At 72.6% G+C, this 17,556-nt stretch carries 25 protein-coding genes; 12 read left to right on the top strand and 13 right to left on the bottom strand.

The features are described 5' to 3' along the window. Positions 1 to 9: 9 nt before the first annotated feature. From J2S66_RS24470 to aroA, 3 genes are all read right to left on the bottom strand, one after another. The gene (locus tag J2S66_RS24470) at positions 10 to 378 is read right to left on the bottom strand and encodes a VOC family protein (protein WP_306748502.1); all 369 of its coding nucleotides are present in this window, start codon (positions 376 to 378) and stop codon (positions 10 to 12) included. Between the two features lie 266 nt (positions 379 to 644). Then, positions 645 to 1,655, bottom strand: a complete 1,011-nt coding sequence (rsgA, locus tag J2S66_RS24465) for a ribosome small subunit-dependent GTPase A (protein ID WP_310309619.1) — start codon at positions 1,653 to 1,655, stop codon at positions 645 to 647. A gap of 1 nt (position 1,656) precedes the next feature. Continuing rightward, positions 1,657 to 2,922 (bottom strand): 3-phosphoshikimate 1-carboxyvinyltransferase, encoded by a 1,266-nt coding sequence (aroA, locus tag J2S66_RS24460; RefSeq protein ID WP_310309618.1) that lies wholly within the window; start codon positions 2,920 to 2,922, stop codon positions 1,657 to 1,659. An 85-nt stretch (positions 2,923 to 3,007) separates the two neighbouring features. Here aroA and J2S66_RS24455 point away from each other — a divergent pair, with 85 nt between their 5' ends. Together J2S66_RS24455 and J2S66_RS24450 are read left to right on the top strand one after the other, a co-directional pair. Continuing rightward, on the top strand, positions 3,008 to 3,769 hold the full coding sequence (locus tag J2S66_RS24455; RefSeq protein ID WP_310309617.1) for an SOS response-associated peptidase: 762 nt from the start codon (positions 3,008 to 3,010) through the stop codon (positions 3,767 to 3,769). Beyond that, positions 3,766 to 4,380 (top strand): alpha/beta hydrolase family protein, encoded by a 615-nt coding sequence (locus J2S66_RS24450; RefSeq protein ID WP_310309616.1) that lies wholly within the window; start codon positions 3,766 to 3,768, stop codon positions 4,378 to 4,380. The genes J2S66_RS24455 and J2S66_RS24450 overlap by 4 nt, the downstream gene beginning before the upstream one ends. Here J2S66_RS24450 and ybaK read toward each other — a convergent pair. After that, entirely contained in the window at positions 4,377 to 4,853 is a 477-nt protein-coding gene (gene ybaK, locus J2S66_RS24445) for a Cys-tRNA(Pro) deacylase (protein WP_306748497.1), read from the bottom strand. The genes J2S66_RS24450 and ybaK overlap by 4 nt on opposite strands. 214 nt (positions 4,854 to 5,067) lie before the next feature. Here ybaK and J2S66_RS24440 point away from each other — a divergent pair, with 214 nt between their 5' ends. Further along, positions 5,068 to 5,694, top strand: coding sequence for a sigma-70 family RNA polymerase sigma factor (locus J2S66_RS24440; RefSeq protein WP_310309615.1), 627 nt, complete (start codon positions 5,068 to 5,070; stop codon positions 5,692 to 5,694). Next, positions 5,691 to 6,002, top strand: a complete 312-nt coding sequence (gene rsrA, locus J2S66_RS24435; protein ID WP_310309614.1) for a mycothiol system anti-sigma-R factor — start codon at positions 5,691 to 5,693, stop codon at positions 6,000 to 6,002. The genes J2S66_RS24440 and rsrA overlap by 4 nt, the downstream gene beginning before the upstream one ends. A gap of 77 nt (positions 6,003 to 6,079) precedes the next feature. Here the strand turns inward: rsrA and J2S66_RS37210 are convergent, their stop codons facing one another. Beyond that, positions 6,080 to 6,154: a 50S ribosomal protein bL37 gene (locus J2S66_RS37210; protein WP_096498094.1), complete on the bottom strand. Its 75-nt coding sequence runs from the start codon at positions 6,152 to 6,154 to the stop codon at positions 6,080 to 6,082. 107 nt (positions 6,155 to 6,261) lie between these two features. Between J2S66_RS37210 and J2S66_RS24430 the strand changes: the two genes are divergently transcribed. After that, positions 6,262 to 6,477 (top strand): biotin/lipoyl-binding carrier protein, encoded by a 216-nt coding sequence (locus tag J2S66_RS24430; protein ID WP_306748493.1) that lies wholly within the window; start codon positions 6,262 to 6,264, stop codon positions 6,475 to 6,477. Beyond that, the gene (locus tag J2S66_RS24425) at positions 6,478 to 7,956 is read left to right on the top strand and encodes a PAS domain-containing sensor histidine kinase (protein ID WP_306748685.1); all 1,479 of its coding nucleotides are present in this window, start codon (positions 6,478 to 6,480) and stop codon (positions 7,954 to 7,956) included. Between the two features lie 126 nt (positions 7,957 to 8,082). Here the strand turns inward: J2S66_RS24425 and J2S66_RS24420 are convergent, their stop codons facing one another. After that, positions 8,083 to 8,337: a WhiB family transcriptional regulator gene (locus tag J2S66_RS24420; protein ID WP_015104912.1), complete on the bottom strand. Its 255-nt coding sequence runs from the start codon at positions 8,335 to 8,337 to the stop codon at positions 8,083 to 8,085. A gap of 247 nt (positions 8,338 to 8,584) precedes the next feature. Further along, positions 8,585 to 9,529 (bottom strand): diacylglycerol/lipid kinase family protein, encoded by a 945-nt coding sequence (locus J2S66_RS24415; RefSeq protein ID WP_310309610.1) that lies wholly within the window; start codon positions 9,527 to 9,529, stop codon positions 8,585 to 8,587. Positions 9,530 to 9,783: 254 nt separating this feature from the next. On the opposite strand from J2S66_RS24415, the gene J2S66_RS24410 reads away from it, so the two are divergent. The 3 genes from J2S66_RS24410 to J2S66_RS24400 all read left to right on the top strand — a co-directional run bounded on the left by J2S66_RS24410 (position 9,784) and on the right by J2S66_RS24400 (position 12,068). After that, positions 9,784 to 10,182 carry a hypothetical protein gene (locus tag J2S66_RS24410; protein ID WP_310309609.1) on the top strand — a complete coding sequence of 133 codons (399 nt, stop codon included), beginning with the start codon at positions 9,784 to 9,786 and terminating at the stop codon, positions 10,180 to 10,182. Between the two features lie 125 nt (positions 10,183 to 10,307). Further along, the gene (locus J2S66_RS24405; RefSeq protein WP_310309608.1) at positions 10,308 to 11,057 is read left to right on the top strand and encodes a S1 family peptidase; all 750 of its coding nucleotides are present in this window, start codon (positions 10,308 to 10,310) and stop codon (positions 11,055 to 11,057) included. Between the two features lie 204 nt (positions 11,058 to 11,261). Next, on the top strand, positions 11,262 to 12,068 hold the full coding sequence (locus J2S66_RS24400; protein WP_310309607.1) for an SAM-dependent methyltransferase: 807 nt from the start codon (positions 11,262 to 11,264) through the stop codon (positions 12,066 to 12,068). On the opposite strand, the gene J2S66_RS24395 is transcribed toward J2S66_RS24400, so the two are convergent. Then, complete coding sequence (locus J2S66_RS24395) at positions 12,058 to 12,513, bottom strand: MarR family transcriptional regulator (protein WP_425566368.1); 456 nt, start codon at positions 12,511 to 12,513, stop codon at positions 12,058 to 12,060. The genes J2S66_RS24400 and J2S66_RS24395 overlap by 11 nt on opposite strands. 61 nt (positions 12,514 to 12,574) lie before the next feature. Between J2S66_RS24395 and J2S66_RS24390 the strand changes: the two genes are divergently transcribed. Next, positions 12,575 to 13,093: a hypothetical protein gene (locus J2S66_RS24390; RefSeq protein ID WP_310309605.1), complete on the top strand. Its 519-nt coding sequence runs from the start codon at positions 12,575 to 12,577 to the stop codon at positions 13,091 to 13,093. Here the strand turns inward: J2S66_RS24390 and J2S66_RS24385 are convergent. The 4 genes from J2S66_RS24385 to sodN all read right to left on the bottom strand — a co-directional run bounded on the left by J2S66_RS24385 (position 13,038) and on the right by sodN (position 15,015). Further along, a complete protein-coding gene (locus tag J2S66_RS24385) occupies positions 13,038 to 13,538 on the bottom strand; it encodes a GNAT family N-acetyltransferase (protein ID WP_310309603.1) in 501 nt (166 codons plus the stop codon). The two genes, J2S66_RS24390 and J2S66_RS24385, sit on opposite strands and share 56 nt — an antisense overlap. Further along, the gene (locus J2S66_RS24380) at positions 13,531 to 14,136 is read right to left on the bottom strand and encodes a histidine phosphatase family protein (protein WP_310309602.1); all 606 of its coding nucleotides are present in this window, start codon (positions 14,134 to 14,136) and stop codon (positions 13,531 to 13,533) included. The genes J2S66_RS24385 and J2S66_RS24380 overlap by 8 nt, the downstream gene beginning before the upstream one ends. 23 nt (positions 14,137 to 14,159) lie before the next feature. Further along, positions 14,160 to 14,471 (bottom strand): hypothetical protein, encoded by a 312-nt coding sequence (locus J2S66_RS24375; RefSeq protein WP_310309601.1) that lies wholly within the window; start codon positions 14,469 to 14,471, stop codon positions 14,160 to 14,162. Between the two features lie 124 nt (positions 14,472 to 14,595). Continuing rightward, a complete protein-coding gene (gene sodN, locus J2S66_RS24370) occupies positions 14,596 to 15,015 on the bottom strand; it encodes a superoxide dismutase, Ni (RefSeq protein WP_306748469.1) in 420 nt (139 codons plus the stop codon). 78 nt (positions 15,016 to 15,093) lie between these two features. On the opposite strand from sodN, the gene J2S66_RS24365 reads away from it, so the two are divergent. Beyond that, positions 15,094 to 15,408, top strand: a complete 315-nt coding sequence (locus tag J2S66_RS24365) for a S26 family signal peptidase (protein WP_310309600.1) — start codon at positions 15,094 to 15,096, stop codon at positions 15,406 to 15,408. A gap of 6 nt (positions 15,409 to 15,414) precedes the next feature. Here the strand turns inward: J2S66_RS24365 and J2S66_RS24360 are convergent, their stop codons facing one another. Then, positions 15,415 to 16,008, bottom strand: coding sequence for a dTDP-4-dehydrorhamnose 3,5-epimerase family protein (locus J2S66_RS24360; RefSeq protein ID WP_310309598.1), 594 nt, complete (start codon positions 16,006 to 16,008; stop codon positions 15,415 to 15,417). Between the two features lie 286 nt (positions 16,009 to 16,294). Between J2S66_RS24360 and J2S66_RS24355 the strand changes: the two genes are divergently transcribed. Next, positions 16,295 to 17,479, top strand: a complete 1,185-nt coding sequence (locus J2S66_RS24355; RefSeq protein ID WP_310309597.1) for an NAD(P)-dependent malic enzyme — start codon at positions 16,295 to 16,297, stop codon at positions 17,477 to 17,479. Positions 17,480 to 17,556: the final 77 nt, after the last annotated feature.

The raw sequence follows: 17,556 nt of genomic DNA, 5'->3' as shown, positions 1-17,556 counted from the left end.
CGGTCGGGCTCACATGCCGGGCGCGGGCTGCCACAGCTCGATCCGGTTGCCCTCGGGGTCGACGCACCACCCGAACAGGCCGAACTCGGACTCCTCCGCGTCCGGCAGCACCTCCACGCCCGAGGCGCGGAGCTGGTCGAGCAGGGCGGCCAGGTCGTCGACGCGCAGGTTGAGCATGGCGTGCTGCCCGGGTTCGCCGAAGTAGTCGGTGTCCTGGGCGAACAGCGCGAAGGTCGTCGTCTCGTCCGAGGTCCAGTGGAACGTGACGGCCGCGCCGTCGCTCATCGGCACGCCGAGGTGCCGGCGGTACCACTCGGCCAGGCGCGTGGGGTTGCGGGCGCGCAGGAAGACACCACCGATACCGGTCACCTTGGCCACGGCTGCGCACCGTACTCCCGAACCCCGCGTCCGCGACACGAAAGCGGTCATCCAGCCACCCGATCCAGCGACACCACCCTTCGGCCCCCCGCACCCACCCCGCGAGTCGTAAGTTCACGCCGTGCGAGTCGTAAGCCCACGCCGTGCGAGTCGTCAGTCCGTGCTCACCTGGGCAAGGGCGCGAACGGAGAACTCAGAGGGCGTGAACTTACGACTCGCCCTGCGTGAACTTACGACTCGCCCTGCGTGAACTTACGACTCGCGGGTTAGTCGTATTCGTCGAACTTGCTGCGGGAGGACAGGAGGCGGCGGAGGGAGGCCAGGCGGCCGGGGGAGGCCTCACCGGTCTCGACCAGCTCGTCGAGCATGCAGTCGGGGTCCTCGGGCGGGCCCTGGTGGCCGCAGCCGGACGGGCACTCCTCGGCCATCGCCGCCATGTCCGGGAACGCGCCCACGATGTCGTTCGGCGTGATGTGCGCGAGCCCGAACGAGCGGATGCCCGGCGTGTCCACGGCCCACCCGCCCTCGGGCAGCGCCAGCGCCACGGTCTGGGTGGACGTGTGCCTGCCCTTGCCGACCCCGCTCACCACGCCCACCGCGCGGTTCGCGTCCGGCACCAGCCTGTTGACCAGCGTCGACTTGCCCACCCCCGAGTGCCCGATCAACGCGGACAGCCGGTGCACGAGCCGTTCGCGCAGCTCCGCCGGGTCCTCGTCGGACCGCGTCACGACCACCGGCAGGTCCAGCTCGGCGTACGCGGCCACCAGCTCGTCGGGGGAGGCCAGGTCGGACTTCGTCAGGCACAGCAGCGGTTCCAGCCCGCCCGCGTAGGCGGCGACCAGGCAGCGGTCGATGAACCCGCGCCTCGGCTGCGGATCGGCCAGCGCGGACACGATCACCAGCTGCTCGGCGTTGGCGACGACGACCCGCTCGAACGGGTCGGTGTCGTCGGCGGTGCGCCGCAGCACGCTCCGGCGCTCCTCCACCCGCACGATCCGGGCGAGCGTGTCGGGCTGCCCGGACGCGTCGCCGACCAGCCCGATCCGGTCGCCCACGACGACCGGTGTGCGACCCAGCTCCCGGGCCCGCATCGCGGTGACCAGCCGGGTGGGGTCGCCTTCCACGGCGCACGTCCACCGCCCGCGGTCCACGCCGACGACCATGGCGGGCACCGCGTCCGCGTGCTCGGGCCGGCGCTTGCTGCGCGGCCGGGTCCCCTTGCCCGGCCGCACCCGCACGTCGGACTCGTCCAGTCGCCGCCAGTCGCCGCGCGCCACGTCAGCGCGTCCCGAGCATCGTCGCCCACATCCCCGGGAAGTCGGGGATCGTCTTCCCCGTCGACCCGATGTCGTCCACAGACACCCCGTCCACCACCAGGCCGATGATCGCGCCGGCCGTGGCCATCCGGTGGTCTGCGTAGGCCCGCCACTCGCCCCCGCGCAGCGGCCGGGGCCGGACGACCAGGCCGTCGTTGGTCTCCTCCGCGTCACCGCCCAGCCGGTTGACCTCGGCGACCAGCGCGGCGATGCGGTCGGTCTCGTGGCCCCGGATGTGCGCGACGCCCCGGATGCGCGAGGGGCCGTCGGCCAGCGCCGCCAGCGCCGCCACGGTCGGCGTCAGCTCGCTCTCGTCGCGCAGGTCCACGTCCAGGCCGGTGAGCCGGTCCGGGCCGGTCAGCACCAGCCCGTCGCCGGTCAGCACGACGGAGCAGCCCATGCGCTCGAACAGCTCCCGCGCCGCCCCACCCGGCTGGGTGGTCTCCGCCGGCCAGCCGGGGATGGTCACCGACCCGCCCGTCACGGCCGCCGCCGCCAGGAACGGCGTCGCGTTGGACAGGTCCGGCTCCACGTGCCACTCGCGACCGGCCACGGGACCGGGCTCGACCCGCCACGCGTCCGGGGCGGACGCGTCCACGACCACGCCCGCCTCGCGCAGCATCGCGACGGTCATCCCGATGTGGGGCAGCGACGGCACCGGCGGGCCGGCGTGGCGGACGGTCAGCCCGCCCTCGTACCGCGCGCCCGACAGCAGCAGCCCGGACACGAACTGGGACGACGCCGAGGCGTCGATGGTGACCTCGCCGCCCGGCAGCCCGCCCTTGCCGTGCAGCGTGAACGGCAGCGAGTCGCCGTCCACGTCGGCGCCCAGGGCGCGCAGCGCGCCGAGGATCGTGCTCATCGGCCGGGTCCGCGCGTGCGGGTCGCCGTCGAACACGACGTCGCCGACCGCGAGCGCCGCGGCGGGCGGGAGGAAGCGCATCACGGTGCCCGCCAGACCGCAGTCCACCCGCGCCGGACCGCGCATCGCGCCGGGCTCGACCCGCCACGAGCCGTCCGCGCCGTCGGTGAACCCGGCCCCCAGGGACCCCAGGGCCGCGGCCATCAACGTGGTGTCGCGGCTGCGCAACGGCGCGTGCACGGTCGACGGGCCGTCGGCCAGCGCGGCGAGCACCAGCGCGCGGTTGGTGATCGACTTGGAACCGGGCACGGGTACCGTCGCGCGCACGGGGCCGTCGGCGGTGGGAGCGGACCACTGCTGAGTCATGGGTCGATGATTCCGCATGGGGTGGTCGACGGCTCGCACCGGGCTTTCCGACGTGCGACGATGGCTGACCTCGGAGGTGATCGTTGTGTGCGGCAGGTACGCCTCCACCAAGAACCCGGCGCTCCTCGCGGCCGAGTTCGACGCGGTGGACGGGACGGAGGGCGGCGCGCCCGGACCCGACTTCAACGTCGCGCCGACGAAGCACGTGCCCGCGGTCGTCGAGCGCCACCCGCGCGACGAGGAGGGCAACCCGGACCCGGACACCACCGAGCGCAGCGTCCGCACGATGCGCTGGGGCCTCGTGCCGCACTGGGCCAAGGACCTGTCCGGCGCCGCGAAGATGATCAACGCCCGGTCGGAGAGCGTGCTCACCAAGCCCGCCTACCGCGACTCGGCGGCCAAGCGCCGGTGCATCGTCCCGGCCGCCGGCTGGTACGAGTGGCAGCCCGGCGAGGGGCGCAAGCAGCCGTACTTCATCAACCCGGGCGACGGCGGCAGCCTCGCCATGGCGGGCGTCTGGTCGGTGTGGTGGCAGCAGGAGGGCGACGAGCGCAAGCCGGTCGTCACCTTCGCCGTGCTCACCACCGACGCCATCGGCGAGATGGCGACCGTCCACCACCGCATGCCGCTCGTGCTGCCGCGCGACCGCTGGTCGGCGTGGCTGGACCCGGACAACGCCGACCCGTCCGACCTGCTCGCGCCCGACCCCGACCTGGTCGCGGCGCTGGAGCTGCGGCCGGTGTCGACGCGGGTCAACAGCATCAGGAACAACGACCCGTCCCTGATGGACGCGGTCGCGCTGGGGGAGTCCGAGAAACCGGAGCCCACCTTGTTCGAGCTGTCATGACATCCCGCGTCGTCGACACCCCCCACGGCCCCGCGCGGGTCGTGCTGCACTGCGCGCCGGAAGGACGGGCGGCACTGCTGCTCGGCCACGGCGCGGGCGGCGGCATCGACGCCCCCGACCTGGTCGCCGCCGCCCGCGCGGCGGTGGACGCCGGCGTGCACGTCGCGCTGGTCGAGCAGCCCTACCGGGTCGCGGGCCGCCGCGCGCCCGCGCCCGCGACCCACCTGGACGCGGCGTGGCTGGCCGTGGCGGACGACCTGGGCAGCCGCTGGTTCGACGACCTGCCGCTGGTGTTCGGCGGCCGGTCCTCGGGCGCGCGGGTCGCCTGCCGGACGTCGGCGGAGGGGCAGGCGGTCGCCGTGCTGTGCCTGGCGTTCCCCGTGCACCCGCCGGGCAAGCCGGAGAAGACCCGGCTGCCCGAACTGGACGCCGTCGAGGTGTCCGCGCTGGTGGTGCAGGGCGAGAACGACCCGTTCGGCCGGCCCGGTCCCGCGCACCACCGCGAGGTCGTGGTGCTGCCCGGCGACCACAACCTCAAGGCCGACCTGGACGGCGTGCACCGGGCTGTCGGCGAGTGGCTGGCCCGCGTGCTGCGTCCCCTGGAGGTCTAGGCCGAGATCGGGGCCACCACGCCACCGGTGAGCCGCAGCAGGTCGGCCGGCGCCAGCTCGACCTCCAGCCCGCGCCGCCCGGCCGAGCAGTACACGGTGTCGAAGCCCTCCGCCGACGCGTCGAGCACCAGCGGCAGGCGCTTCTTCTGCCCCAGCGGCGAGATGCCGCCCGCCACGTACCCGGTGGCGCGCTCGGCCGCCGCGACCTCGGCCATCTTCGCCTTCTTGCCCCCCAGGGCCGCCGCCAGCGCCTTCAGGTCGAGTTGGCCGGTGACCGGCACCACGCCGACGGCGAGCTTGCCGTCCACGTCCGCGACGAGCGTCTTGAACACGCGCCCGGGTGGGACGCCGAGCGCCTCGGCCGCCTCCAGCCCGTACGACTCGTGCCGCGGGTCGTGCTCGTAGGCGTGCAGCGTGTGGGCCACCTTCTGCTTGTCCAGCAACGCGGTGGCGGGCGTCCCACGTCCGGCCATGATCACGCACCCTAGCCGAGGGAATGCCGGGAGCGGGCCGGGCGTTGGTGCGGGTGTGGCTACCGAGGTGATGGATCAGCAGGCCGCGAGGCAGGTCAAGGCCCGCCCGCCGCGTGGGTCGGCTCACTGCCGACCGGGCGACCGCCGCGTATCCTCGAACGCGTCCCAGACAGCTTTGGCCACCGCGCCCACCGGCCGGTGGGAAGGGAGCGCGGTGCCAGCCACGCGAACGCAGGACACGTCGACTGACGAGACAGCGGAGGAGCGCGCGGCCAGGTTCGAGCGCGACGCCATGCCGATGCTCGACCAGTTGTACTCGGCTGCCCTGCGGATGACCCGCAACCCGGCCGACGCCGAGGACCTGGTCCAGGAGACCTTCCTCAAGGCGTACTCGGCGTTCGCGTCCTTCTCCCGGGGCACGAACCTGAAGGCCTGGCTGTACCGCATCCTCACGAACACCTACATCAACGGCTACCGCAAGAAGCAGCGCCAGCCGCAGCAGCAGCCGACCGACGAGATCACCGACTGGCAGCTCGCCCAGGCGGAGAGCCACACGTCGTCCGGCCTGCGCTCGGCGGAGGTCGACGCGCTCGACCGGTTGCCGGACTCGGACGTCAAGGACGCCTTGCAGAGACTGCCCGAGGAGTTCCGGATCGCGGTCTACCTGGCCGACGTCGAGGGCTTCGCGTACAAGGAGATCGCAGACATCATGGGCACCCCCATCGGCACCGTGATGTCCCGGTTGCACCGGGGCCGCAGGCAGCTTCGCGAGCAGCTCGCGGACGTCGCGCGCGAGCGCGGCTTCCTCCGCGACGGGCAGGCGGAGGTGGCGGGGCGATGAGCTGCGGCGAACACCACGAGACCGACTGCTCCGAGGTCCTGGCCGAGGTCTACCTGTTCCTCGACCACGAGTGCGACGAGAAGCGCAAGACGCTGCTCGCGGCCCACCTGGACGAGTGCCACCCGTGCCTGGAGCAGTACGGCATCGAGGAGCACCTCAAGGCCCTGCTGGCCCGCAAGTGCGGTGGCGAGCTGGCGCCGGAGGAGCTCAAGCAGCGGCTGCGGACGCGCCTCCAGCAGGCCGTCGTGGAGGTCGTCGAGGTCCGCGAGGTCCGCACCACGAGGATCACGACCACCACGGCCGAGTAGCTCGCCCGCGAGGACCTGGAGGAACGCGAAGGCCCCGGAGCCGCGGCTCCGGGGCCTTCGCACGCGCTGAGCGTTGATCAGGCGTTGGGGCGCTTCCCGTGGTTGGCGCCACCCTTCTTGCGGTCGCGGCGCTTGCGGGCACGCTTCGACATGGGGTTCTCCTAGTGCTCGAACTACCTCCCGACAGTGTGTCACGCGCGCGGAAGTGCGCGGCACCGGGTCTGAATCGTGGTTGGATGGTCGCGAGCGAAGGAGGGCCATGGCCGAGGAGATCAGGGCCGAGATCGTCGCCAACGTGGCGCAGATCGCCGTGCGCGAGGGTGACGAGGTCACGCACGAGACCACCGTCGTCGTGCTGGAGAGCATGAAGATGGAGATCCCGGTCCTGCCGGAGGGGTCGGGCAGGATCACCCGCATCGCGGTCGCCACGGGCGACGTGGTGCAGGAGGGCGACCTGATCGCGGTGGTGGAGTAGCTGTCCACTCTCACCGACCTGCTGGCCGAGCACACCAAGCTCTCCGGCGCCGCCGTCGACCACCTCCAGCTGGTGGTGGCCGAGTGGCAACTGCTCTCGGACCTCAGCTTCGCCGACTTCCTCCTGTGGGTGCCGCTGGACGACGACACGTTCCTGTGCGTCGCCCAGGCCAGGCCCACCACGGCGCCGACCGCGCACCCCGAGGACGTCGTGGGCAGCACGGTGGGCGTCGACGAGCACCCCCAGCTGCGCCGCGCCATGGCCGAGGCGCGGATCTGCCGCGAGGAGGACCCGCGCTGGCACCTCGGCGTGCCGGTCCGCCGCGAGGCCATCCCGGTGAAGCGGCACGACGAGGTCATCGCCGTCCTGAGCCGCAACACGAACCTGGCCGTGCCGCGCGTGCCGAGCCCGCTGGAGATCTCCTACCTGGGCAGCGCCGCCGACCTGTGCCAGATGATCTCCGACGGCACGTTCCCCACCACCGAGCCGTCCCCGGACGTGCACACCAGCCCGCGCGTCGGTGACGGCCTGATCCGCCTCGACGCGTCCGGCGCGGTGGTGTTCGCGAGCCCCAACGCGCTGAGCGCCTACCACCGGATGGGACACGCGTCCGACCTGGTGGGAGTGCACCTGGCGCCGTTGACGCGGTCGCTGATCGGCGACCCGTTCGACGCCACCGAGGTCGCCCAGCGCATCCGGGCGGCCCTGGACGGGCAGCCGTCGATGCGCATCGAGGCCGAGTCGCGCAGGGGCGCGGCGGTGCTGTTCCGGGCGCTGCCGCTGCGGCCGAGGGGCAGCGCGGCGGGCGCGCTGGTGCTGTGCCGCGACGTGACCGAGGTCCGCCGCCGCGACCGCGCCCTGATGTCCAAGGACGCGACGATCCGCGAGATCCACCACCGGGTGAAGAACAACCTCCAGACCGTGGCCGCGCTGCTGCGGTTGCAGAGCCGCCGCACCAGCAGCGAGGAGGCCCGCGAGGCGCTCGCCGAGTCGGTGCGCCGCGTCACCTCGATCGCCCTGGTGCACGAGACGCTGTCCATGTCGGTGGACGAGCGGGTGGACCTGGACGACGTGGTGGACAAGGTCATCCCGATGATGTCCGACGTGGCCGCCACCGAGTCGCAGGTCGTGGTGCGCCGCGAGGGACCGTTCGGCATCGTGCAGGCCGAGCTGGCCACGCCGCTGGTGATGGTGCTGACCGAACTCGTGCAGAACGCGTTCGAGCACGCCTACCACCCCGGGCAGCGCGGCGAGGTGGTCGTGCACGCCGAGCGCTCGGCCAAGTGGCTCGACGTGGTGATCTCCGACGACGGCCGCGGCCTGCCCCAGGGGTTCTCGCTGGAGCGCACCGACCGGCTCGGCCTCCAGATCGTCAGGACGCTGGTGGAATCCGAACTCAGGGGCTCGTTGAGCTTGCGCAGGCGGCCCAAGGGCGGTACAGAGGCGGTCCTGCGCGTGCCGCTCAGGGCACGGCGTTAGACTGCTCCCGTGCACACGTGGCCTACCTGCCTCAGCGGGGTCACGTGGTCATGCGGGAGGGTGTGCAACAAGACGAAGGGCCCGACACCTGGCACGGTGTCGGGCCCTTCGTGTTTGCCTATCGGCTCAGGCGTTGCTGCGAGCCCGGGTGCGGGCGTTGCGGCGCTTGAGGGCGCGACGCTCGTCTTCGCTCATCCCGCCCCACACGCCGGCGTCCTGGCCGCTCTCCAGTGCCCACGCGAGGCAGTCGGAGACGACGGGGCAGCGGCGGCAGACGGTCTTCGCCTCGGCGATCTGAAGCAGCGCAGGACCGCTGTTCCCCACGGGGAAGAACAGCTCGGGGTCCTCGTCGCGGCAGATCGCGCGGTGGCGCCAGTCCATTGGAACTACTCCTCAGCTAGGCGCGCGCAAGGGCGCGCCAGTCGTCAGCGGTCGGTTTTGGGGTGCTTGTGAATGCTTTCACGAACGGCCGGGATGTCAAGGGGTTAGCGCTAACCCGGTGAGTGAACTCACCCGAAAGATCGACAGAGTTCACGCAGGGGGTCACTCCGCGACGTCTCAGCAGGTCGTAACGTCGCGGAACGGTCGCGTCCCGGTCACGCGACGGTCACACAACGCGTCACAACCGTCACACGGCCACCGTGAGTGCCTCGCGGACACCCGTGAACTCCACTTCGGTGCAGGACCCGAGCAGGTCGCCGTCGACCTGGAGGTTGACGGGTTCGGCACTCGTCACCCGGACGAACTCGACGTCGTCGCGCCGGAGCAGGTTCGCGCCCCTGGGGTTCCCGTCCGTCGCCAAAAGATGCGCGACGTAGCGCGCGATCGTGGGGAATCCCATCCCGTGCAGCGCGAACAGGCCCAGACCGCCGTCGAACGACGTGCTCGGGTTGAGCCGGATGGCCTTGTCGCCGAGGTAGGTCCACGGGTCGGTGTTGGACACGAACGCCAGCCGGACATCCTCGAAGAGCGGCTCGCCCGGGATCTGCACGGTGAGCGAGGAGGGCTGCCTGCGCTCGGTGAAGTAGGTGGTCAGGGCGGTGCGCACGTACAGGCCCGGTGACGCCTGGCGGCCCTTGGCGCGCTGCTGCTCGACGCCCGCGACCACGTCGGCGTCCCAGCCCACGCCCGCGTTGAAGGTGAACCAGCGGTCGTGGTCCTCGGCGCCGCCCGCGGAGGCGACCTTGCCGAGGCTGACCCTGCGGCTGGTGCCGTGCTCGACGGCCTGGAGGAGGCGGTAGGTGGCCTCCACCGGGTCGCGCGGCAGGCCGAGCGCGCCCGCGAAGACGTTCGCCGAACCGCCCGGGACCACGCCGAGCATGGGGAGCCCCGGTCGAGCCCCGTCGCGCACCAGGCCGTTGACCACCTCGTTCACCGTGCCGTCGCCGCCGTGGGCCACGACCAGGTCGTAGTCCTCGACGACGGCCAGCGCCGCGGCGTCGGCCGCGTGCCCGCGGTAGTCCGTCTCGACGACGTCGAGCTTCACCTCGCTGGCCAGCGCGTGCGCGAGCACGTCCCGGCCGGCAGGCGTCGTGGCCGTCGCCTGCGGGTTGACCACCAGAAGTGCGCGCACTCCAGCAGAGTAAGACAGCGCGTGACCTCAGGCCGATCGCGTGTCACCCAGTAGGAGGGATCAGAGCGCACGAAAGTGGTTCAGATCTCCTTTCGCCGTCGCCGTGCCGTACGTCAGCGACAAGTGCACCCCGGCCCGACCGCCGGCTCGCCGAAGACTTCCCCCGATCTTCGCCGCTGCGGCGGTCGAACGGGACTCGCCAACCGGGTGGCCTACGATGCGTGACGAGTACTCACCGTGAGGAAAGGCGCAGCGTGTCGACCCAGGAGCAGGTCCCGCCGGCCGTCCGCGTCGCGGGCGCGCTGACCGCGTTGCAGGGGTTGACCGGTCTGGCGTTCGCGGTGGTGCTGGTCGTCCACTCGTTCGACGCGCCCCGGCCCGGTCCGGTGCTCGGCGAGGCCGCGTACTTCACCGTCCTGGCGGGCGGCATCCTCGCCGCCGGCGTCGGCCTGGTGCTCGGCAGGCACTGGGGCCGCACGCCCTCGATCGTCGTGCAGCTGCTCCTGCTGGGCATCGCCTGGTACGTGTACGGCCCCTCGGGCCGGCAGCTGTGGGGCGCGCTGCTCGGCGCGTACGTCGTGCTCGTGCTCTTCCTGCTGTTCACCAACCCCGTGCGCCGCTGGGCGCTGGGAGTGGACGAACGCGACGAATAGGGCATTCGGTCGCCCCTGATGGTCTGGCTGATCGCCAACTAACGGAGGGTGGCCAGCGTCACCGGTAAGAGTGACGCTGTGGGTGGTGAATTCACCATCCCTGCGTTCGTTGAGGTGACGAATCCATGCGACTCAATCGCGCCCTGTCCGCGGTGGTCGGAGCCACTACCGCACTGCTGTCCGCGTTCGCGCTGACCACGCTGGCCCCGACGGCCTCCGCGGCGCCGGCCGACGACGTCACGCCGTACATCATCGGCGGCGGCACGGCGACCAACGCGCCGTGGGCGGCCCGCCTGTTCCGCAACGGCCAGCAGAACTGCTCGGCCACCATCATCGCCCCGACCTGGATCCTGACCGCGCAGCACTGCGTGGCGTCCGCGGGCACCTACACCTTCCGGGTCGGCAGCCTCGACCAGACCACCGGCGGCACCCTGGTGACCGCCACCCGGATCATCCAGCACCCGTCGGTCGACCTGGCCCTGGCCCAGATCGACCGCTCGGTCTCCGGCACCTACGCGCCGCTGGGCACCACCACCGCGGTCGCGGTCAACCAGACCGTGCAGATCTACGGCTGGGGCGCCACCTGCACCAACCAGCCGGAGATCAACTGCCAGTCGCGCTACCTCAAGTACGCCGACACCCGCGTCACGTCGGTCAACGGGCGCGACTACCGCGGCGGCATCGCCATCTCGGTGACCCGCGTGAACGGCATCGCCGCCGGCGGCGACTCGGGCGGCCCGATGTTCGCCACCAGCCCGGTCGACGGCCGCCGCTACCAGGTCGGCGTCGCCTCCACCTCCGACCGCTCCACCCGGTCGAACTACACCGCCGTCACCCGCTACCGCGACTGGATCCGCTCCTACGCGGGCGTCTGACGCCCGAACCGCCCGGCCGAGGGGGCAGGACCCCTGCGCCGTCCCCTCGGCCGGGAACCATCCAGCGGGTTCGGCCGAACCACCACCCACCAGTCACAGTCACCCTGCGTGTTCACGTTTGGTGGATGGACACGAACGGAGTAGCCAGATACGGTCTGGCAGGCGTTCACGCCGCTCCGGGTGCCGTGCAGGGTGAGGTGCGCAGTGCAGAACCCCCCGAGGTGGGTGTCGACGTCGGGTGACGTCGACCGGCCGAACGCGGCCCGGCTCTACGACTACTACCTCGGCGGCGCGCACAACTTCGCCGTCGATCGCGAGTACGCCGAGCGGTCGATGCGGCACGTCCCCGCCGCCGCGATGGTCCAGCACAGCCGCGCGTTCCTGCGCCGGGCCGTGCGCGAGTGCGTGTCGCGGGGCATCCGCCAGTTCCTCGACCTCGGCTCCGGCATCCCCACCGCCGGCAACGTCCACGAGGTCGCCCAGCAGGTCGACCCGACGTGCCGCGTGGTGTACGTGGACCACGACCCGACCACCGTGGCGCACAGCCGCGCGATGCTGCGGGGCAACGCGGGCGCCGCCATCGCCGAGGCCGACATCCGCGACGTGGCCGCCGTGCTCGGCACGCCCGAGGTGCGCGGGATGCTCGACCTGGCCGAGCCGGTCGCCGTGCTGATGGTCGCGATCCTGCCGTTCGTGCCGGACGAGGACGACCCGGCCGGGGTGGTCGCCGGCTACCGCGACGCCCTGGCCGACGGCAGCGTGCTGGTGGTGAGCCACCTGACCTGCGACGTGCAGCCCTCCGTCGTGGAGGAGCTGATCGGCGTGGCCGAGGGCACCGTGATGCCGATGGTGGCGCGGTCCAAGGACGCGCTGGAGGCCATGCTGGACGGCTGGGAGCTGCTGGAGCCCGGCCTGGTGCTGGCGACCCGGTGGCGCGGCGAGGACGAGCCGGAGACCGGCGCGGAGGCCGTCGCGTACGGCGCGGTGTGCGTGAAGCGGCCTACGGCCTGAGACGTCCGTCCTCGCGACGTCCGTCCCCGGTGAGCAGCCTGGTCTGCTCCTTGAGCACCTCGACCGTGCGCTCCACCCAGTCGCCGATGACCCGCTGCTGCTCGGGCGTGTAGCGGGCGCCCAGCTCGGCCATCGCCGCGCTCAGGCCCGCGAACACCCGGCCGAACGCGCCGGGCACGGCGCTGATCACCACCCGCCGGCGGTCGTCGGGATCGGGTTCGCGGCGCACCAACCCGGCCCGTTCGAGCCGGTCCGCCACGCCGGTGACCGCGCCGGGGGTCAGGTTGATCTCCTTCGCCAGCTCGCCGGCGCTCATCGGCCCCTTGCTGCCGATCAGCGCGAGCGCGCGCTGGTCCACCGCGGTGACGCCCAGGTGCGCGCCGACCGCCTCGTGGAACGCGACGACCGCCGTGCTCAGCTCGCGCCCGTGGTCCATGCCGTTCACTTTACCCGGGCAGATATTTCAGTAGACTGAACTAAAAGGTTTGCCGACTGAGGGGGTTGGGGTGCGAGAGCTGTCGTTGGCGCTCGACGTGCTGCGCTGGGCGGCCGGGTTCTACCTGCGGCACTGGCGCTGGGTCGTGGGGTTGTCGCTGATCGCGTCCGCGCAGCGGCTCGTGGTCGTCGGCGGGTGGCTGCCGTCCGGGCCGGCCCTGGCGTCCGAGGTGCTGGTGGCGGGGGTGCGGATCGCGCTCGTCGTGCTGGTGTGGCGGGTGGCGCTGCGGGGCGAGCGGCCCGACTGGCCCGGCGCGCGGGCGTTCGTCCGGCGGCACTGGCCGTCGCTGGGCTGGCACGTCGTGCTCATGTCGGCGGCGGCCCTGGTGTTCGACGTGGGCCTGGAGGCCGCGGGCACGCTGCTGCCCGAGGCGTGGCGGCAGACCTACCTGGCCGTGCTGCTGTTCGTGAAGAACCCGACGGTCATCGCGTTCACCGTGCTGTGGTGGGTGGGGGTGGTGCGGCAGGCCGCCGTCAGCCGTCCCGTCCCGGCGGAGCCGAACCCAAGCGGGTCAGGGCCTCGTCCGTGAGCCGGAAGACGGTCCACTCGTCCTGCGGGACCGCGCCGAGCGACCGGTAGAAGCCGATCGCGGGCGCGTTCCAGTCGAGCACCGACCACTCCAGCCGCGCGTAGCCGTGGGCGACGCACTCCTCGGCCAGGGCGCGGAGCAGCGCCCTGCCGAGGCCCGCGCCGCGGTGCGCCGGCCGGACGTAGAGGTCTTCGAGGTAGATGCCGTGCGTGCCGCGCCAGGTGGAGAAGTCGAGGAACCACAGGGCCGTGCCGACGACGGCGCCGTCCACCTCCGCCACGTGCCCGAACAGCGCGGGCGCGTCGCGGAAGAGGGCGTGGTGCAGCTGTTCCTCCGTCAGCCCGCACTCGTGGCGGGCGCGCTCGTACTCGGCCAGCTCCTCGACGAGGCGCACGGCGGCGGGCACGTCCCCCGGGCGGATGCGCCGGATGCGCGGGTCACCCAAGGTCGAACTCCCAGGCGGGCACGTTCAACCGCCGCACCTGCGGGTCGCCGCGCTCGTCGCCGAGGACCGTGGTGCCCCCAGGGTCCAGTCCGAAGTGGACACCCTCACTGGGCGGCAGGCCCAGCCAGGTGGCGACGAGGACGCGGCTGAAGTGCCCGTGCCCGACCAGCACCACGTCACCGCTCACGAGCGCCTTGCGCGCCCGGTCCAGCACCCGGCCGGCCCGCTCGCGCACCTGCTCGGCCGTCTCGCCGCCGGGGGTGGGGTGCGACCACACGGTCCAGCCGGGCACCGTCTCCCGGATCTGCGGCGTGGTCAACCCCTCGTAGTCGCCGTAGTGCCACTCGCCGAGGTCCTCGGTCCGCTCCGCGTCGTGCAGGCCGGCCAGTTCGGCGGTCCGCCACGCCCGCTGCCGGGGGCTGGCCAGCACGAGGGCGGCCGGCCGGTCGGTCCCGCGCAACCGCGCGAGCACCGCCCCGGCGCGCCGGGCCTGCTGCACGCCGGCCTCGGTGAGCGGCACGTCGGTCCGCCCCGTGTGCCGCCCGGTCTCGGACCACTCCGTCTGCCCGTGCCGCAGCAGGTACACGTGTGAAGTCACGGGCCGATCCTAGGACGGCGCCCTCACGACGGCCGGGCGCGGTGGTCGGAGCGGGGTTGCAGGGTGGCGGACAGCACCCACTGGGAGACCTGCACGTGGCGGCCCTCGCCGGCGATCGCGAACGTCACGTAGCCGACCCAGTGGCCGGTGGTGGTCAGGGACCAGAGGTGCAGCTCGCCCGGCACGGTGGCCTGGAGGTCCAGGCCGTCGGGGACGACGCGGCGGGGCCGGCCGACCCGGAAGACCGCGCCCAGGTCGACCCAGACCGGGCGGGCGGGCTTCACCCGGATCTGGCGGGTGCGCGGCGGCGGGATCGGGTTCAGGCCCTCGAACATGTGTTCGATTATGCGGCATCGAGTCGGAATCGCCGGCCCGGCGGGGCGTCCGACCGCGGACGTGGAACGGCGCCGACCGGGTGGAGGGGACCTCCGTCGATCGGCGCCGTGGTGGTGCCGGTGATCAGGCCGCGGCCTTGGTCTCCCAGAAGATCTTGTCGATCTGGGCGATCAGGTCGAGCAGCTCCTGGCCCTTGGCGGGGTCCATGGAGCCCTTGGCGCCGGACGCGCCGGCGGCCTTCGTGGCCCGGTTGAACAGGTCGTGCAGCTCCGGGTACTTCTCGAAGTGCGGCGGCTTGAAGTAGTCGGTCCACAGCACCCACAGGTGGTGCTTCACGAGGTCCGAGCGCTGCTCCTTGATGAGGATGGCGCGGGCGCGGAACTCGGGGTCCTCGTTCGCCTGGTACTTCTCCTGAATCGCCTTGACCGACTCGGCCTCGATCCGGGCCTGGGCCGGGTCGTAAACACCGCACGGGAGGTCGCAGTGCGCGGTGGCCTCCAGGAGCGGGCGGCGGAGTGAACGGATGCGCGACAGAAGTCGCATCTTTCCTCCCTGACAGTGGATGCTCCGACGTGCGGAACCCTACTCCGGGACCGTGGGGCGAGCAGGTGGAGGTGATCGTTGGCACCGTCGGACGGCAACCCGTTGCCGCTGGTTCGGGTGGTCGGGCCGTCCATGTCCCCGACCCTGCGGACCGGTGACGTCGTGCTCGTCCGCCACGGGCGGACACCGGCGCCGGGTGATCTCGTGCTGGTCAGGTGGCACGCCAGGCCCGGTCAGCTGTCGATCAAGCGCGCCGTGCGGGAGGTCGACGGGGGGTGGCACGTCGAGGGCGACAACCCGTTCGGCTCTACGGACTCGCGCACGCTGGGCGCGGCCGAGGTGGTCGGGGTGGTCTGGTACCGCCTGTGGCCGCGCCCGCGCCGGCTGAGGTGAGGGGCCTCAGCCGCGCAGCGTCGCGTACCAGGTGACGCACTCGTCGTAGGACGGCAGCAGGCCCGCCTCGCGGGCCTCGTCCACCGACGGCGCGGCGGCGTCCTTGGGGGACAGCACGGGCTCGACGTCGGCCGGCCACGGCAGGCCGAGCGACAGGGGGTGGACGGCGCGCTCGGCCTTCGGGTTGAAGCCCTCGGAGCACAGGTACGACGTGATCGTGCCGTCCTCCAGCGCCATCAGCGCGTGGCCGAGGCCCTCCGGCACGTAGACCGAGTTGAACCGGTCGGGCGACAGCTCCACGGCGTCCCACTCGCCGAACGTCGGCGAGCCCACCCGCAGGTCCACCACGACGTCGAGCAGCCGGCCGCGCGGGCAGTGCACGTACTTGGACTGACCCGGCGGCACGTCGGCGTAGTGCAGGCCCCGGACGACGCCGCGCCGCGACTCGCTGTGGTTGGTCTGGGCGACCCGCAGCGGGTGCCCGACGGCCTCGACGAACGCCGCCTCCTGGAACGGCGCGACGAAGAGGCCGCGGTCGTCGCCGAACACCGAAGGGGTGAACTCGAACGTGCCGGGAATTTTCAGCTCACGTGCCTGCATGGCGCCACCCTAGAACGTGCCGGCTCTGGACCGATCCTGCCTGCGGAAACTGACCGGTCGGTCCAGAAAACCGGACGTACGTTCTGCGAAAACCCGCTCTGACCTGCGGAAAGACTGTGACCCCCGTCGCAGACAGCGGTCCTGATCACTGCCATGCTTGCCGGACACCACCCCCCGGGGACGCCGCGCTGACCGCGTGGCGGCGCCCGCAGCCAGGCCCCGCAGACCCGCGTGACAACGCCGGTCCGGTGCGCCGCAGGAATCGCGCACCGCAGGAGGGACTCCCGTGACCGCATTGAACGAGAAGCCGACCACCGCCGAGCTGACCGACGACGAGATCTTCGCCGCCCACGAGGGCGGCAAGCTGGGCATCGGCGTCACCGCGTCGCTCGCCGACTCCCGCGCGCTGTCCATCGCCTACTCGCCCGGCGTGGCCCGGGTCAGCCAGGCCATCGCCGGGGACCCGTCGCTGGCCGCCCGCTACACGTGGGCGCACCGCCTGGTCGCCGTGGTCAGCGACGGCACCGCGGTGCTCGGCCTGGGCGACATCGGCGCGAGCGCGTCGCTGCCGGTCATGGAGGGCAAGGCGGCGCTGTTCAAGACCTTCGGCGGCCTCGACTCGATCCCGCTGGTGCTGGACACCACGGACGTCGACGAGATCGTGGAGACCCTGGTCCGGCTGCGCCCGTCGTTCGGCGCGGTCAACCTGGAGGACGTGTCCGCGCCGCGCTGCTTCGAGCTGGAGAAGCGGCTGATCGAGGCGCTGGACGTGCCGGTCATGCACGACGACCAGCACGGCACCGCGGTCGTCACGCTGGCCGCGCTGCGCGGCGCGAACACCGTGCTCGACAAGCGCATCGCCGACCAGCGGATCGTCATCTCCGGGGCGGGCGCGGCGGGTGTGGCCTGCGCGAACATCCTGCTCGCGGCCGGTGCGGGCGAGGTCGTGCTGGTCGACTCGCGGGGCATCGTGCACGAGGGCCGCGACGGGCTCAACCCGGTGAAGGCCGAGCTGGCCGCGCGCACCAACGGCAGCGGCCTGCGCGGCGGCATCGCCGAGGCCCTGCGCGGGGCGGACGTGTTCGTGGGCGTCTCCTCGTCCACGGTCGGGGAGGAGCTGATCGCGTCGATGGCGGACGACGCGGTCGTGTTCGCGCTGTCCAACCCGGACCCGGAGGTCCACCCGGAGGTCGCCGCGCGGCACGCCGCGGTCGTCGCCACGGGGCGCAGCGACTTCCCCAACCAGATCAACAACGTGCTCGCGTTCCCCGGCATCTTCCGCGGCGCGCTGGACGCCGGCGCCACCAGGATCACGGAGGGCATGAAGCTCGCCGCCGCGGGCGCCATCGCGGCCGTGGCCTCGGAGGACCTGGCCGCGGACCGCATCGTGCCGAGCGCCCTCGACCCGCGCGTCGGACCCGAAGTCGCCGCTGCCGTGGCCTTGGCAGCGCGTCAGGACGGAGTAGCCTGACCGGAGGCGGAGTCGGGAGAGCTCCGGCCGCGAAGTCCACACCCCTCAACGCGGCAGCGAAACCACCAACGTGATGT

This window comes from Saccharothrix longispora (assembly GCF_031455225.1).
Classification (GTDB): Bacteria; Actinomycetota; Actinomycetes; order Mycobacteriales; family Pseudonocardiaceae; genus Actinosynnema; species Actinosynnema longispora.
This window is presented reverse-complemented; position numbering and strand designations above follow the sequence as displayed.

Bases quoted from the DNA above. Each gene is read 5' to 3' on its own strand.
- aroA (WP_310309618.1), bottom strand. From the start codon at position 2,922: ATGACTCAGCAGTGGTCCGCTCCCACCGCCGACGGCCCCGTGCGCGCG.
- J2S66_RS24450 (WP_310309616.1), top strand. From the start codon at position 3,766: ATGACATCCCGCGTCGTCGACACCCCCCACGGCCCCGCGCGGGTCGTG.
- ybaK (WP_306748497.1), bottom strand. From the start codon at position 4,853: ATGGCCGGACGTGGGACGCCCGCCACCGCGTTGCTGGACAAGCAGAAG.
- rsrA (WP_310309614.1), top strand. From the start codon at position 5,691: ATGAGCTGCGGCGAACACCACGAGACCGACTGCTCCGAGGTCCTGGCC.
- J2S66_RS24430 (WP_306748493.1), top strand. From the start codon at position 6,262: ATGGCCGAGGAGATCAGGGCCGAGATCGTCGCCAACGTGGCGCAGATC.
- J2S66_RS24420 (WP_015104912.1), bottom strand. From the start codon at position 8,337: ATGGACTGGCGCCACCGCGCGATCTGCCGCGACGAGGACCCCGAGCTG.
- J2S66_RS24405 (WP_310309608.1), top strand. From the start codon at position 10,308: ATGCGACTCAATCGCGCCCTGTCCGCGGTGGTCGGAGCCACTACCGCA.
- J2S66_RS24375 (WP_310309601.1), bottom strand. From the start codon at position 14,471: ATGTTCGAGGGCCTGAACCCGATCCCGCCGCCGCGCACCCGCCAGATC.
- sodN (WP_306748469.1), bottom strand. From the start codon at position 15,015: ATGCGACTTCTGTCGCGCATCCGTTCACTCCGCCGCCCGCTCCTGGAG.
- J2S66_RS24360 (WP_310309598.1), bottom strand. From the start codon at position 16,008: ATGCAGGCACGTGAGCTGAAAATTCCCGGCACGTTCGAGTTCACCCCT.